Origin of the sequence: Limosilactobacillus viscerum, from assembly GCF_947387525.1 — a bacterium.
Lineage (GTDB): Bacteria > Bacillota > Bacilli > Lactobacillales > Lactobacillaceae > Limosilactobacillus > Limosilactobacillus viscerum.
Genome location: NZ_CANDNW010000014.1, coordinates 27,474 through 41,957 on the forward strand (window position 1 = coordinate 27,474; position 14,484 = coordinate 41,957).

Sequence of the window (14,484 nt, forward strand, 5' to 3'; positions counted from 1 at the left end):
TTCCTTATGGTGCTAGATAATGCCAAGCATGTGCAACATTGGCATTACAATTAGCATACTGTCAAAACGGTCTAAGATACCACCATGTCCAGGAAGGATCTTTCCAGAATCCTTAACGCCATAGTAGCGCTTAAGTGACGATTCAATTAAGTCACCAAGTTGACCCATAATTGAAAGAATCAACGTTAAGATAATCATCGTTACAAAGCCATCACCAACTGGGAAGAAGTATAGGTAAACTGCTAAGATAATTGTTGCGGCAACTGTTCCACCGACAGAACCTTCCCAGGTCTTGTTTGGACTAATCCGTGGTGCAAGCTTATTTCGACCAAACTTACGACCGATCATATAGGCACCACTATCAGTTAGCCACACAATCAGCATCCCATAAAGCAGCGTTTGGAAGTTGATTGACCGTGCCACAACGAAGAAGTGGAAGCCCATCCCGATATACAGCATTGCTAACGTCAAAACACCTGCATCATCAAAGGTGAACCGCTGCTTGCGAAGAACCGTGTGTAAAAGCAGCAATGCAACCAGCAGGTAAAAGCCAAACCAACGGGTCGCAACACTTGGCAGGAAGTCAAGCCAGTTATCAGGCAAGATCAGTAACGCCACCCCGAGATAACTCACAATCGCCTCAAAGGAGATTACAAACATCTTCTTCATTACCAGTACTTCTGACATGGCGATAATCCCGAGTACGACGGCCGCAATGGTCAACGGTACGCCACCATAAACAATGAGTGGGATAAAAATTGCTAGTGCAACAACTGCCGTAATAATTCGTGTCTTCATTTTTCCACCTTCTCCTACTTATTCTTCAAACCGCCAAAGCGACGATGTCGGCCTTGAAATTCAATAATCGCTTTTTTCAATGAGTCGGCATCAAAATCTGGCCAGTGTTCAGGGACAAATACCAGCTCACTATAAGCAAGCTGCCACAATAAGAAATTACTAATCCGTTCTTCACCACTCGTCCGAATCAACAAGTCTGGATCAGCCAATTTACCAAGTGGTGCCGTCATCAAGTGACTACCAATCAATTGGTCAGTAATTTCATCCGGCTGAATCTCACCAGCACTAACTTCTGCAGCAATTGACTTTACTGCCCGGGTAATTTCATCGCGACCACCATAATTCAACGCGAAGTTGAGGATCATACCATCACAGTCAGCAGTATCCTTTATTGCATCGCTGACTGCTTTTTGCGTTGGCTCTGGCAACTGCGATGTATCCCCCATTACCATGACCCGAACATTATTCTTAATTAGGTCCGGAACAAAGGTCGAGAAGAACCGAATTGGCAGTTGCATTAGGTAGTTTACTTCGCTAGATGGACGCTTCCAATTCTCAGTTGAAAAAGCATAAAGGGTTAAAACTTTAACACCTAATTTACTGGCTGCAATGGTGACCGTCTTAACAGTCTGCATTCCCTGCTTATGGCCAGCGACCCGCGGCAAGTGACGCTTTTGGGCCCAGCGACCATTACCATCCATGATAATTGCGATGTGTTGCGGAATCCGCTCCATATCAATCGTTGGCGTCTCATTAGCGACCTCTTTTTTCGAGAACAATCTTTTCCCCTCCATTAACTAGTGCTTTCGCCGTTTTAAAAACAAATTCGCTAGTTAATTATAAAGCTCTTAGGGGGAAAATACAATTTTACCCCGTAGCATTTTACGGAAAAGATCATAAAAAGGAGGGTAAAAAATCGTGCACACTAGTTGGTCAATTGGTGTACGTAACAGAACGGATGTCGGTTGTCCTAGTTACTGCATATTCAGTAAAAACAGCAAGGCCGGAGGAAAATTTTCTCCCGGCCTTGCCGTACAAATGTTCTGCAACAACTCACCCATTAAGGTTATGCTACAGCATGTTATTAATTACTTTAAGCAAGTAATTCTTTTTCCTTTGCGTCCGCAATTTCTTCCAGGTTCTTAATCCCGGCGTCGGTTTCATCTTGAACCTTCTTTTCCAAGTTATGGTATTCGTCATCGTTAAAGTCGCCATTCTTGTTTCCCTTCTTCAGGTCATCCATGGCTTCACGACGAACGTTCCGGACCGCTACCTTGGCCTTTTCCAATTCCGCCTTAACGTCCTTAACCAGTTCTTTCCGCCGGTCTTCAGTTAGTTGTGGAATAATCAACCGGATGGCGCTGCCGTCATTTTGGGGAGTTAATCCAAGGTTAGAGGCATAAATTGCCCGTTCGATTTCTTCTAAGATACTTTCATCATAAGGAGTAACCAGTAATTGCCGTGCTTCCGGAATAGTAATTGAAGCTACCTGGTTCAGCGGCGTTGGTGCGCCGTAGTATTCAACCTTAACTGAGTTCAGCAAGGCAGCATTAGCTTGTCCTGCCCGAATATCGGCGAGCTTGCGTTGGAGCGCGTCACCGGACTTCTTCATCTTGTCTTTTGCATCGTTTAAGATTTCTTTGCTTGATGCCATTGTTTAATCCCCCTCGATTGTTGTACCCACTTCTTCGCCAGTAACAACCTTCATGATATTGCCGGCCGTATTCAAGTTGAAGACGACGATCGGAATATGGTTGTCCATTGAAAGTGAGCTTGCAGTAGTGTCCATTACGTGAAGGCCCTTTTCAATCAGGTCCATGTGGGTCAGGTGGTCAAACTTAACGGCATTGCTGTCCTTATTTGGATCAGCAGAGTAAACACCGTCAACACCATTCTTCCCCATTAAAATTGCATCCGCGTTAATTTCAGCAGCCCGCAATGCCGCAGTAGTATCAGTTGAGAAGTATGGACTCCCGGTACCACCAGCGAAAATTACGATCCGGTCCTTTTCCAAGTGACGGATAGCCTTCCGCCGAATGTATGGTTCAGCAATTTGCCGCATTTCGATTGAAGTTTGAACCCGGGTTGGAACATCAATCGATTCCAGGGCATCTTGTAAGGATAAGGCATTCATGATTGTTGCTAGCATCCCGATATAATCTGCCTGAGCACGTTCCATCCCCAGTTGTTCACCGGTAACACCACGCCACATGTTTCCGCCACCGACAACAATGGCAATTTGAACACCTTTGTCATGGACAGCCTTCAATTCTTTGGCAACTGTCTTTAAAACAGGTGGGTTAATACCGAAGCCTTTTTCACCAGCAAGTGCTTCACCACTTAATTTTAAGATAACTCGATTATATTTAATATCAGCCATCGTTTTCCTCCTTAACAGACCTTGTAAAAAAGGACGCACTGAATAGTACGTCCCTTTAGCCAACCCGAACGCTTAGTTCATTTGGTCCTTAACTTCTTGGGCAAAGTCGTCTTGCTTCTTTTCGATTCCTTCACCAACTTCGTAACGGATGAATGACTTCAGCTTACCACCGTTGTCCTTAACGTATTGGGCAACAGTCTTGTCGGAATCCTTAACAAAGTCTTGGTCGGCCAAACAAATTTGTGATAAGAACTTGTTCAAACGACCTTCAACGATCTTGTCAACGATCTTAGCAGGCTTACCTTCATTCAAGGTTTCTTCCTTGAAGACTTCACGTTCATGGTCCAGACGGTCTGAAGGAACATCGTCACGGGTCATGAATTCAGGGTTGATGGCAGCAACGTGCATTGCAACGTCCTTAGCAGTAGCTTCATCAGCACCTTCAAGAACAACTAATGCAGCGATTTGACCACCTTGGTGCAGGTAAGCACCGAAGGAGTCGCCGTCATCCTTTTCAACAACAGTGAACCGACGAAGGCTAACCTTTTCACCAGTCTTTTGGGTGGTGGAAATGATGTCATCCTTCAGGGTACCGTTGTCAGTCTTGATAGCCAGGGCTTCGTCAACAGTAGCTGGCTTGTTTTCACTGATTAACTTAGTAACCTTCTTCAGCAAGTCCTTGAATGGGTCACTAGCAGCAACGAAGTCGGTTTCTGAGTTTAATTCAACAATGGCAGCAGTGTTACCGTTAACGGCGATTTCTGCTAAACCTTCGGCAGCAACGCGGTCGCTCTTCTTAGCAGCCTTTGCGATCCCCTTTTCACGAAGGTAATCCATTGCCTTGTCCATGTCACCATCACTAGCAACTAATGCCTTCTTGGCATCCATGATACCGGCACCGGACTTCTTACGTAATTGCATAACTTGAGCAGCTTTAATTTCAGCCATGACTAACTATCTCCTTTGGTCTTAATTAGTTTTTACAAAAAAATGAGCCGTTTGTACTTAGGGCCACAATGGTCCATAACACAAAACAGCCCAAGTATTGTATTAATCAGTTAAATTACTTACCTTCAACACTGTTCTTCAGGTTCTTTAATGAATCTTCGCTAACAGTAGTGTCTTCGGCAGCTTCTTCAGCGTCTGCGTTTGCTTGTTGAGCATCGTCTTGACCTTGCTTACCTTCAACGATTGCATCAGCCATCTTTGAAGTGATCAAACGAACGGCACGGATAGCGTCATCGTTTGAAGGAATTACGTAGTCAATGTCGTCTGGGTCGGTGTTAGTATCAACCATGGCAACGATTGGAATGTGCAGCTTTTGAGCTTCCTTAACAGCGATTTGTTCCTTGTGTGGGTCCACGATGAACATAACGTCAGGAATCTTTGGCATGTCTTCAATACCGCCAAGGAACCGTTCCAACTTTTCACGTTGCTTAGTCAAAACAGCAACTTCCTTCTTAGGAAGGACATCGAAAGTACCGTCTTCAGCCATCTTCTTGAGTTCCTTCAGACGAGCAATCCGTGATTGGATGGTCTTCCAGTTAGTCAAGGTCCCACCTAACCAACGGTGGTTAACGTAGTATTGGCCGGCACGAGTAGCTTCTTCTTCGATTGAGTCTTGTGCTTGCTTCTTGGTACCAACAAAGAGAACAACGCCACCATCAGCAGCAACATCCTTCATGTAGTTGTAAGCAGTATCGATCAACTTAACAGTCTTTTGTAAGTCAATAATGTAGATACCGTTACGTTCAGTAAAGATGTATTCTTCCATCTTTGGGTTCCAACGACGAGTTTGGTGACCGAAGTGGACACCAGCTTCAAGCAATTGCTTCATAGTAACAACAGACATGTGTTATACCTCCAAAATGTTTTTCCTCCCCGTGAGTCACTTAGGCTGGGAACCTGTTGCAGGCACATCCCATCCTATCGACACGGGTGTGTTATATGTTATTAAACACCGCTTAATAGTATACAAAAAAGCTTGTCCATTGACAAGCTTTTTACCATTTTATTTGGTCCGGTGATTCTGCAAATAATACCGCTGAACACTAATGCCGTGTGTTTGCAGGTAAGCAACCTTCTTTTGGCGGCTTTGGTGTTTAAAATGATATTCAGCGCTTAATGCATCATGCTTGGTCGCAAACTTCTCACTATAAATCAACCGCAACGGGTGGCGACTCTTGACCCGCGTATACTTTGCTCCCTGGTACGCTTGGTGCGTCTTAAAACGCCGCTTTACATTATCCGTAAAGCCACAATAAAGGGAATCATCTGCACAATACAGGACATAAATGTAATAAGCCTTACTGCTGTTTACTGCCATATAATAGCTTCCTTACTTCTGGTAGATAGTTTCCCTGATCGTCGTTAACAATCAACGGTGGTACGATCTTTTGCCCACCGGCCTTACCATCTTTAATTACCTCCACTAGCATCATATTTGCATCTCGATCCGGTTTGGGATAAATGAAACGAATCCGTTTAGGAACAAGGCGGTTACGTTCCAGCGTTGCTAAAATTTCACTGACCCGGTCCGGCCGGTGCACAAGGTAACCATGACCATTCATCTTTAAGAGGCCACTCATCTGCTGTGCGACCATCCCCAGGTTCGTTTTAATTTCATGACGAGCAATTGCTAGGTACTGGTTAGGATTTTTTTGACTAGTCGGTGTTACCGGAAAATACGGTGGATTACATAAAACCACGTCGGCCGAGTCCTTGGGAATCTCATTAAAGATATCCGCAATGTCACAGTTAAGTACCCGGTAACGGTCACCAAGGTCATTAAGTTCAATGCTCCGCCGTGCCATGTCAGCAATCCGTGATTGAAGCTCAACCTCGGCAAAAGTACCGCCCAGTTTATCATGGAGGAAAAGTCCCACTGCCCCGTTGCCAGCGCAAAGGTCAACTGTCTTTAATTTATGACGGTGGTTGGCACGGACAAAGTCAGCCAGCAAGACAGCATCAAGTGAAAATGCAAAGCAGGATGGACTTTGGATAATTTGAACATCTTGACTGTATAACTGGTCAATCCGTTCGTCTCCCTTTAGTTCTATCGTTTGTTTATTCATTGTTTTTTTGCGCCTCCCGCTTGCATCTTGTTAATTTTTTAGTCATACTTTACACAGTTAAAACATAAATAGATTGGAAGAATAGATATGCTCTACAACTTCTTAGTAAAAATTGTGAACCCGTTTTTGACGTTAATCAATGGTCGGGCAAAAATTTATAACCGGGAGAACCTCCCAGAAGGTAACTATATTATTGTAGCACCTCACCGCACGTGGATGGACCCCGTTTTGATTGCATTGGCAGTTTGGCCCAAAAAGTTTAGTTTCATGGCTAAAAAGGAGTTATTCACAAACCCCTTGGCTGGTAAGTTCCTGCGGGCGTTAAATGCTTACCCCGTTGACCGGAAAAATCCTGGACCGTCAGCAATTAAGACCCCGGTCAAGTTTTTGCGGAATGGTAACCTCTCAACAATTATCTTTCCTAGTGGGTCACGGTACTCGGCAAAGTTAAAGGGTGGTGCAACTTTAATTGCCAAGCTAGCCAATGTGCCGCTTGTCCCGACTGTCTACCAGGGGCCACTCTCATTTGGCAAGCTCTTCAGTCGGAAGCCACGGCAGATTGCCTTTGGTAAGCCAATCATGATTGACCGTAAAAAGCGGCTAAATGAGGAATACCAAGCTGAACTGGAAAAACAGATGCAAGATGCATTTGACGAACTAGATAAGCAAATTGACCCGAACTTTAAATACGTGATGCCACCCAAGCCAAAGGATGACGATTTCTAAGTATCGAAGAACATCGAGTCTAACCGATAAAAAAACAGTAGAGATGCGAAAATAAATTCGCCGTCTCCACTGTTTTTTATTACTTATTAGCCCGTTTAGCTTGAGCCTTCATCGTTTGCATCATTTGATGTAACTTCCGACTCGAAGGCTTTTGACCCATTTGGAGCATCATTGTCCGCAACATTTCCTCAGAAATTGGTGGGTTGTTGCGGAGGTAGTTTTCCATGTACTTACGAGCACCGAAAAAGCCGATTGCAAGACCGACCAGCAGTGCCAGAATGACAAGTAAGATCGTCATACCCATACTCAAGGTTACTTCCTCCTTTGTTTAGTTACCTTTTCATCTTACACGAATGTTTAACGCTTGAAAAGATAAATCTGAAATTAATCGTCACGCAAGCCCTTCTTGCGTTGCGCTTGACGTACCTTTTCGGGGGTAACTTCCTTACCTTCCTTATCATAAATCCGCATCATCTCAATATTTGACCGCATTGTTTCACGGAAGTTTTTAATGTATTCCCGGCGGAGACGCTCCCGTTCACGGGTTTCCGCTTCCGTCAAGCCTTCCTTCTTATTCTTGTGGGCAAGTTCATTAATCCGTTTAATAAGCTTTTCTTGCTCTTTCGATTCAACCATTCAGCTGACCTCCAGTCAATTTATTCATAACTAATATTTTAGAATAATGTCCCTTTTTGTCAATTACGAACGTGTGTTTGAAATTGCTTACCAGCTATGATATTCTAACATTAGTAAACATTAATGAGGTGTTAGGATGGCAAAGCCGGTTAAAAACAAACAAATGGCGGTCCTCAGCTACATCCACAAGCAAGTCGCGGATCATGGTTATCCACCGACCGTGCGGGAAATTTGTAGTGCTGTTGGTCTTTCGTCAACGTCCACTGTACATGGACATATCAACCGTTTAATCGAAGGAGGTTTCCTCGAGAAGGATCCTGCTAAACCACGGGCGCTAGAAATTACTCCAAAGGGGTTGGACCTACTAGGGATTAAGCCACGACAGACTAAGATCCCGCTACTCGGGGTCGTCACTGCTGGTCAACCAATTTTGGCGGTCGAAGATGCCACTGACTTCTTCCCCATTCCACCGACAATCCAGGACAACAATGACTTGTTCATGCTAACCATCCGCGGTTCAAGTATGATCAAGGCCGGGATCCTAAATGGTGACCAAGTAATCGTCCGGAAACAGTCGACTGCAAAGAATGGTGACATTGTAATTGCAATGAATGATGACAATGAGGCCACTTGCAAGCGGTTCTTCAAGGAAAAGACACGTTTCCGGCTTCAACCGGAAAATGACACGATGGACCCAATTTTCCTACAGAACGTCAAGATTCTTGGCAAGGTAGTTGGCCTTTTCCGTGATAATATTTTCTAAAAATAAAGAGACTGGAAAGAATTTTTCCGGTCTCTTTATTTTTATCCAAATATTACGACTCAATACTAACACCAGGATTATTTATCATTCCGCTGATAAATCCGCTGGTGATTCTTTTGACCTGCCAGGACGAACTTGGCAGGATCATTACTGAGGTCAAACTGGATATCTGCCGAATTCATTCCTAACTGGTCGTTAAATGCAATTTCGTAATCTTCAATTGAAACTTGCTGGCGTTTCTTAAGGTCAGATTGAACATTAGATAAGTTAGCAGCAAAAGCAGGTTGAACAACTCCAGTATAGAATTCCCCTTCTGCACCAGAGCCATAACTAAATAATCCTAAACGGTCGCCAGCCTTTACTGCACCATTTTGCAAGTAAGACATCAGTCCTAAATATAGTGAGCCCGTGTAAAGGTTGCCGACTTGCCGACTGTACACCTGACTAGCGGTTAATGCTTGGCGAAGCCGCTGGGCGGTTGCATCATTACGTTCACCAAGTACTGCCTCAAGCGCCTTCTTACCCATCTTGGTAAATGGTAAGTGGAAAAGAATCGCAGTAAAGTCATCTAGCCGTCGTCCAGTCAGTTGCTGGTACCGGGTTAACGTTTGCTTAAAGAAGTCAATATACACGTTCGTCGAGTACTTACCATCAACCATCGCTTCAGTAGCATAGAGTGGCCGCCAAAAGTCCATAATGTCTTTGGTCAAGCTGACCGAAGTCTGACCAAGCGCCAATACATGCGGATCCTGGCTGATTAACATTGCGACTGCCCCCGCACCTTGGGTAACCTCACCAGGGGTAGATAGACCGTACCGGGCAATATCAGCCGCAATTACTAATACTGTCTCTTGGGGGTTAAGTGCAACAATTCCGCGGGCAAATTGAATTCCAGCAGTTGCTGAGTAGCAAGCCTCTTTCAGTTCAACCGTTCGAACAAAGTCGCTTAAGCCGAGAAGATGTTTAACGTAGATTGCACTAGCCTTTGAGTTGTCAATTCCGGACTCAGTGGCCAAAATTACCGTTGAGATTCGCTGGCGGTCCTCACTGGTAAGGAGCTTGTCCGCCGCTGCTGCCCCTAAGGTTACGATATCTTGTGTTGGCGGAACTACTGCCTGCTGGTCCTGACCAATTCCGATCGTGTACTTATCTGGTTCATCCCCGCGAACTTTTGCCAACTCACGTAGATCAATATAGTTATTTGTGGTCGCAAAGGCCATCTTGTCAATTCCGATCTTCATTTTCTTATTCACCCATCTTATCCATCGTTTTATTTAGTAATTCATCAACAATATTATTTCCAGTATTATCAGCATGACCCTTCGTCCACTGGAACTGAAGGTTACGAAATTTAAGTAGCAGGCCCAAGAGTTCCTGCCATAATTCCTGGTTAGCAACCGCCTTTCCTGTCGAAGTAGTCCAGCCACGGCGCCGCCAACCAAATAGCCATCCCTTGGTAATCGGGTCTAAGACATAGTGAGAGTCCAGCGTTGCGATAATCGTTTTTTCCTGCCAGTGATAATTAATTAATTTCTTTAGGGCATTGATAAGAGCCATAATCTCCATTCGGTTATTCGTGGCACCCCATTCACCACCAGTTCCAGTAACCTGTTTATCACCTGCTAGGATTAGGTAAGCCCATGCCGCTTTATCATCTTTGCGCACATGTTGTCCACGTTTATTGCCATGATTACGTGAACCGCCGTCGGTAAATAAGCGGATTGCATCGTGTAAATGCTGGCTGGACCGTGGCCGTTGATCACCAAAGTTTAGACTTAACTGTTCAGGTTCTTTATACGTGTTAGGCTGATGGCTGGTTTTAAGCCACATTCTAGCCTCGTTTTCATCAGTAAAGGAACGATAAACAGCACCAGAAAAGCCGGCAACTTCGCGTTGACAATCGGGCCAGGTTAAATAGATTCCGGGATGGCGCCCCTTTTTTACCACGTAGTATTTTTTTGTCATTATTACTCAACCCTATTTTTATTAGTAATTATATTATAAGACAGGCAGTAAAAAATGGAAGACAAAACGACCGAGGAAAAAGTCTCTCCGGCTCTCGGTTAGGTTAGACTGGCTCTTCTTTTTCATTTTGCAAGAATAGCTATGACAAGGCGTTATCCTCGTATAGGGTAAATATATTTAAAACAGCAAAGAGACTGAGTTAATTCCCAGTCTCTTACTAGTAAAGCTCGAACCAAATCCAGCTCTACATTAACTTAATCTTTCTTTTTCAACCAGCCAAGGCCAAACATTGCAGCTAAGCTAACCATGCCTAGTCCTACTACAGCAGCCGAGTTATCATTCCCGGTTTGTGGTAAAGTGCTTGTCTTTGCCTGATTATTTGTACCAGTAGTAACAGTCGTTTTGCTTCCAGTTGAAACGTTAGCGTTATTATTGTTGCTATCAGTACCAGCATTACCAGTTTGGTTACCCGAATCAGCTGGTTCAGTAACTGTTACCCGAACAACAATCACATCTTGCGAACCATCGGGATAAGTTACAATTACCGTTTCATCATAAGTACCCGGCGTGTTTACATCCTGGTTAACCTTATCAGGATCGGCCCAAGTATAATCAGTCCCATCCGGAAGGTCACCCTTGTTAGCCACCCCATCACCTGGATTTGGTACAACACCCTTAGGAGTATCAATTGGTTGTGGTTCTGGAGTATTCTTATCCGCATCGGTTTCCGTCGGTGTTGGTGCAGTTACCGTTACATTAACTGTCACTTCATCCTTGGAACCGTCAGGGTAAGTTACGATGATCGTTCCTGGTTTCGTGCCCGGCGTACTTACATCCGGAGTATCCTTCCACGTGTACTCAGTCCCTGCAGGCAAGTCATCCTTGTTAGTAATTCCATCACTAGCACTTGGTTCCTGTCCTTGTTCTGTTGTCAAGTCCTGACCAGTTGGCGTGTACTTGTCCGCGTCAGTAGCACTTTCCTCGTACTGTGCCGTGTAAGTACCGGTGGCATCAACTGTTGTTGGCAATGCTGGGCTCCATGCATCAGTGCCACTCTTTTGTTGGTAGCCACTATTTGCTACAACCGTTGGCAATGTCATGTCACTGAAGGCAGTCCCTTCACGTACATCGAAAATCGTACTTGCGCCATCGGAAAAACTACCGTGGTCACCTGCTTCAAACGTTACCCGTACATAGCCTTCTGGAGTTGGCGCATCAGGATTCTTCGTCTGGTCAATTATCTGATCAAGAACGGTCACCGTAACGGTTGTCTTATCAGTTGTACCGTCCGGATAAGTTACCGTTACTGGAACTTCATAAGTACCAGCGGTTTTTCCATCAGGCAGTGTAGAAGGATCAGCAACCGCAATCGTTGGCTGGTCGTCAGTCGTTGGGTAGTCAGTCGTCACCTTGCTAATTACATCGTCAGCTGTCGTTGCTTCACCATAAGGCTTAGTGAGTTCTCCACCAGTTGCGGTGTACTCATCAGATTCGTTGCTTACAGTTACCTGTGCATTTACAACTTCACTAGTGCCATCAGGGTAGGTTACCGTTACTGGAATGTAGTAATCACCCGCTGCTTGAGCTGCGTCTGGACTATAAGTGATCTCACCAGTTGCCGGGTCAAGAGTTGACCATCCAGCAGCAGCCGCAGAACTAGAAGAATCAACAGCGAAAGTTGTCCCCTCTGGCATTGCAACTGTTTCACCGTTAGCATCGGTAAAGGTTGGCGTTACCGTTGCCTTTTGCCCAGCAGATACTGTTTCCTTTTCATAAGCTGGTTCATAGAGATCCTTATCCTGGGCCTTAACCACAAAGGAGTCCTTGGCAACCGGATTAGAATCATTACCTTCGTACAGTGTTGCCGTAAATACATCACCAGTCTTAACTTGGTTCTTTAAGTCGTAAGTAACTCCATTAATTGTAACGGTCTTACCGTCTTCACCAATTGTCAGGTTGGCTTTGGTACCGTCGCTCAAGAGAGTAACTGGTACCGGATCACCCACGTTATTACCATTAGTATCCGTCCATTGAATGTAGTTACTCAGTGGTGAAATTTCTGACCCCTTAGCATCAAGTTTAATCGTTGCTGTATCACCGTAGTAAGCTGGTTTGTCAGTGCTATTGAAGTTTGTAATGTCTAACGTAACCATCGTGTTGTTAACAATTGCAAAGTTAACATTGTACCAACTTGGTGAACCAGTTGCGATCGCATTATATGCGGGCGAAGTCTGTGGCAGCCAGCTGTTGTTAGCATTTGGGCTCCGGAAGACAGGCATTGTGTATGCAGAATAAGTAGTTGCTAACTGGTCGTTTGAATCGAGGACAGTCATGTAGACATAAGTATTCTCCCAGGTAATGTCCTTAGGGAAACGAAGAGTGTATTGCCCATTTTCATTGGTCTTGCCGTAAACAGTGGCAGCAATGTATTCAGGGTGAGCGGTTAACAATTCTTTAGCCGCAGCTGCTTGCTCAGATACACTTAGGCTTTCAATCTGGTCCTTGTAGGCTTTAACGCCCTCCGGAGTCAGCATCGATGCAATTACGGTATAACCATTTGCTGCTGTGTCCCCCATTAATGAGTTATAGTTTGGCCCGGTAGCAGAATTGGCAATATCACCACCAGTTTCAAGCCAAACACGGTCGGAAATTGTCCCGGAGGCATCCTTGTCACCACTAACTGCGGGGGCAGATAACGGACCCGCTGCATCTTCAATCCACTGATCCTTGGCGGTCGTCATGTATGAAGCGCCACCATCAACTGCCCCAGCGGGAATTTCGTACATAAAGATCCCAGTCCGTTGCGTGTTCGTCCCAATCAGTGGGAATTGACCCAGGTTCTTACTCGTAACGCTATTAACCCAGGAGCCAGGGTAGTAACCACTGACCTGCCGCATCATGGTGATTGTGTTACCATCAGCAGCCTGAATATCAGGGATCCAGAGTTTGTAGTACTGCCCGGCAACTGCATTGTACTTGTGCAGTTTACCGTTTGCATCAGTCCAGCCATCGCGAAGGTCGAATGCATATGCACCTGGACCAACCTGAGAACCATCTGAACTGTCAATTGCCTTAATGCTGGCAACGTAAGTAGGTGACACTGAACCATCGGTGTCCATCCACTTCAGGTATACCTGAGTACCGTCAGGTAAGGCTTGCAAGCCGTTTGACATGGTTGATGGTGTACCAGTTGTGACAATCCATGCCCGACCGGATAACGTGTTCTTAGCATTGGTTGCATCAGTAGTACTCTTAATGTAACCATCAGCAATCGCATCGGCAGTAATTGTATTAGCAGTGCTTTGGTCTGAGCTGGTTGATGAGCTTGTTGAAGAATCACTATTACCGGCTGCAGGGCTGGTTGACGTGCTAGGCGTACCAGCAATTGGGGTTACTGAAACCGCGGCTGTGTTTGAGCTAGCAGGTGTCGCTGAATCAGTACTTTCTGACGTTGTACTAGTCGATGATGTTGGCGTGGTCGTTGTACTTGAATCACTAGTTGACGTTGAACTATCCGCATTGGCGGTTGTTACCCCACTAACGCCGAGAAATGTGAAACCAATTAAGACCGATGCAACACCAACCGTTAATTTCTTAATCGCGAACCGTTGTTTTTTTGCTTCCTGCTTTTTTCAACTGTTCCTTGGTGTTCTTCTTTGAAAGCATTTTTATTCCTCCTCAATTAGACAGTAATCGAATACTATCTTGGTAATTAAGAATTTTATTTACACAAAAGCGGCCACTAGGGGCCGTTTGCACTCAAGATACAAGGATAGCTTTAATTGCTTTCACTCATTTATACTTACTTATATTCCTAATCAATACTCATAATTATGCGGTTGCTAGCGCCAATGCCGATTGACTTACATAGGTACTAACTAGCCAAATTAATAGTTATTTGTATATTAAATTTCCATTTGTCGGGGAGAAAACAACGCATTACTTCTGGGGAGTAACAGTGATTCAATCATATCAACTGGACAAATAATGCGCTGCAAACTATTCAAGAAAGATTCAGTAGCTTCAATTAGAATTCCTGCTTAGTTTGTAGAAAGTAATACAAGAGGCAGATTGTAAAATATAAGTTGAACATTTAAGTGGACAAGAAAACCCATAAAGGTCTTTAATGGTGTTACCACAAC

At 44.7% G+C, this 14,484-nt stretch carries 15 protein-coding genes; 2 read left to right on the plus strand and 13 right to left on the minus strand.

What is annotated here, in order from left to right:
• Positions 1 to 12 precede the first annotated feature (12 nt).
• The 8 genes from QOS07_RS05445 to QOS07_RS05480 all read right to left on the minus strand — a co-directional run bounded on the left by QOS07_RS05445 (position 13) and on the right by QOS07_RS05480 (position 6,252).
• On the minus strand, positions 13 to 798 hold the full coding sequence (locus QOS07_RS05445) for a phosphatidate cytidylyltransferase (protein ID WP_283587970.1): 786 nt from the start codon (positions 796 to 798) through the stop codon (positions 13 to 15).
• 14 nt (positions 799 to 812) lie between these two features.
• The gene (locus tag QOS07_RS05450; protein ID WP_283587971.1) at positions 813 to 1,592 is read right to left on the minus strand and encodes an isoprenyl transferase; all 780 of its coding nucleotides are present in this window, start codon (positions 1,590 to 1,592) and stop codon (positions 813 to 815) included.
• Positions 1,593 to 1,891: 299 nt separating this feature from the next.
• Entirely contained in the window at positions 1,892 to 2,452 is a 561-nt protein-coding gene (frr, locus tag QOS07_RS05455) for a ribosome recycling factor (protein ID WP_283587972.1), read from the minus strand.
• 3 nt (positions 2,453 to 2,455) lie between these two features.
• Positions 2,456 to 3,178 (minus strand): UMP kinase, encoded by a 723-nt coding sequence (gene pyrH, locus QOS07_RS05460; protein ID WP_283587973.1) that lies wholly within the window; start codon positions 3,176 to 3,178, stop codon positions 2,456 to 2,458.
• Between the two features lie 72 nt (positions 3,179 to 3,250).
• The gene (gene tsf, locus QOS07_RS05465) at positions 3,251 to 4,126 is read right to left on the minus strand and encodes a translation elongation factor Ts (protein WP_283587974.1); all 876 of its coding nucleotides are present in this window, start codon (positions 4,124 to 4,126) and stop codon (positions 3,251 to 3,253) included.
• Between the two features lie 115 nt (positions 4,127 to 4,241).
• Positions 4,242 to 5,030 (minus strand): 30S ribosomal protein S2, encoded by a 789-nt coding sequence (rpsB, locus tag QOS07_RS05470; RefSeq protein WP_283587975.1) that lies wholly within the window; start codon positions 5,028 to 5,030, stop codon positions 4,242 to 4,244.
• 159 nt (positions 5,031 to 5,189) lie between these two features.
• Positions 5,190 to 5,504, minus strand: coding sequence for a GIY-YIG nuclease family protein (locus QOS07_RS05475; protein ID WP_283587976.1), 315 nt, complete (start codon positions 5,502 to 5,504; stop codon positions 5,190 to 5,192).
• Complete coding sequence (locus tag QOS07_RS05480; protein ID WP_283587977.1) at positions 5,485 to 6,252, minus strand: tRNA1(Val) (adenine(37)-N6)-methyltransferase; 768 nt, start codon at positions 6,250 to 6,252, stop codon at positions 5,485 to 5,487. The genes QOS07_RS05475 and QOS07_RS05480 overlap by 20 nt, the downstream gene beginning before the upstream one ends.
• Before the next feature lie 87 nt (positions 6,253 to 6,339).
• Between QOS07_RS05480 and QOS07_RS05485 the strand changes: the two genes are divergently transcribed.
• On the plus strand, positions 6,340 to 6,978 hold the full coding sequence (locus tag QOS07_RS05485) for a lysophospholipid acyltransferase family protein (protein ID WP_283587978.1): 639 nt from the start codon (positions 6,340 to 6,342) through the stop codon (positions 6,976 to 6,978).
• A 79-nt stretch (positions 6,979 to 7,057) separates the two neighbouring features.
• Here the strand turns inward: QOS07_RS05485 and QOS07_RS05490 are convergent, their stop codons facing one another.
• Positions 7,058 to 7,282, minus strand: coding sequence for a YneF family protein (locus QOS07_RS05490; protein ID WP_283587987.1), 225 nt, complete (start codon positions 7,280 to 7,282; stop codon positions 7,058 to 7,060).
• Between the two features lie 80 nt (positions 7,283 to 7,362).
• Positions 7,363 to 7,614 (minus strand): DUF896 domain-containing protein, encoded by a 252-nt coding sequence (locus tag QOS07_RS05495; protein WP_283587979.1) that lies wholly within the window; start codon positions 7,612 to 7,614, stop codon positions 7,363 to 7,365.
• 136 nt (positions 7,615 to 7,750) lie between these two features.
• Here QOS07_RS05495 and lexA point away from each other — a divergent pair, with 136 nt between their 5' ends.
• Complete coding sequence (gene lexA, locus QOS07_RS05500; protein ID WP_283587980.1) at positions 7,751 to 8,377, plus strand: transcriptional repressor LexA; 627 nt, start codon at positions 7,751 to 7,753, stop codon at positions 8,375 to 8,377.
• Positions 8,378 to 8,454: 77 nt separating this feature from the next.
• Here the strand turns inward: lexA and QOS07_RS05505 are convergent, their stop codons facing one another.
• The 3 genes from QOS07_RS05505 to QOS07_RS05515 all read right to left on the minus strand — a co-directional run bounded on the left by QOS07_RS05505 (position 8,455) and on the right by QOS07_RS05515 (position 13,515).
• Complete coding sequence (locus tag QOS07_RS05505) at positions 8,455 to 9,618, minus strand: hydroxymethylglutaryl-CoA synthase (protein ID WP_283587981.1); 1,164 nt, start codon at positions 9,616 to 9,618, stop codon at positions 8,455 to 8,457.
• A 4-nt stretch (positions 9,619 to 9,622) separates the two neighbouring features.
• Entirely contained in the window at positions 9,623 to 10,342 is a 720-nt protein-coding gene (locus QOS07_RS05510; RefSeq protein WP_283587982.1) for a ribonuclease H family protein, read from the minus strand.
• 254 nt (positions 10,343 to 10,596) lie between these two features.
• Entirely contained in the window at positions 10,597 to 13,515 is a 2,919-nt protein-coding gene (locus QOS07_RS05515) for a Rib/alpha-like domain-containing protein (protein ID WP_283587983.1), read from the minus strand.
• Between the last annotated feature and the right edge of the window lie 969 nt (positions 13,516 to 14,484).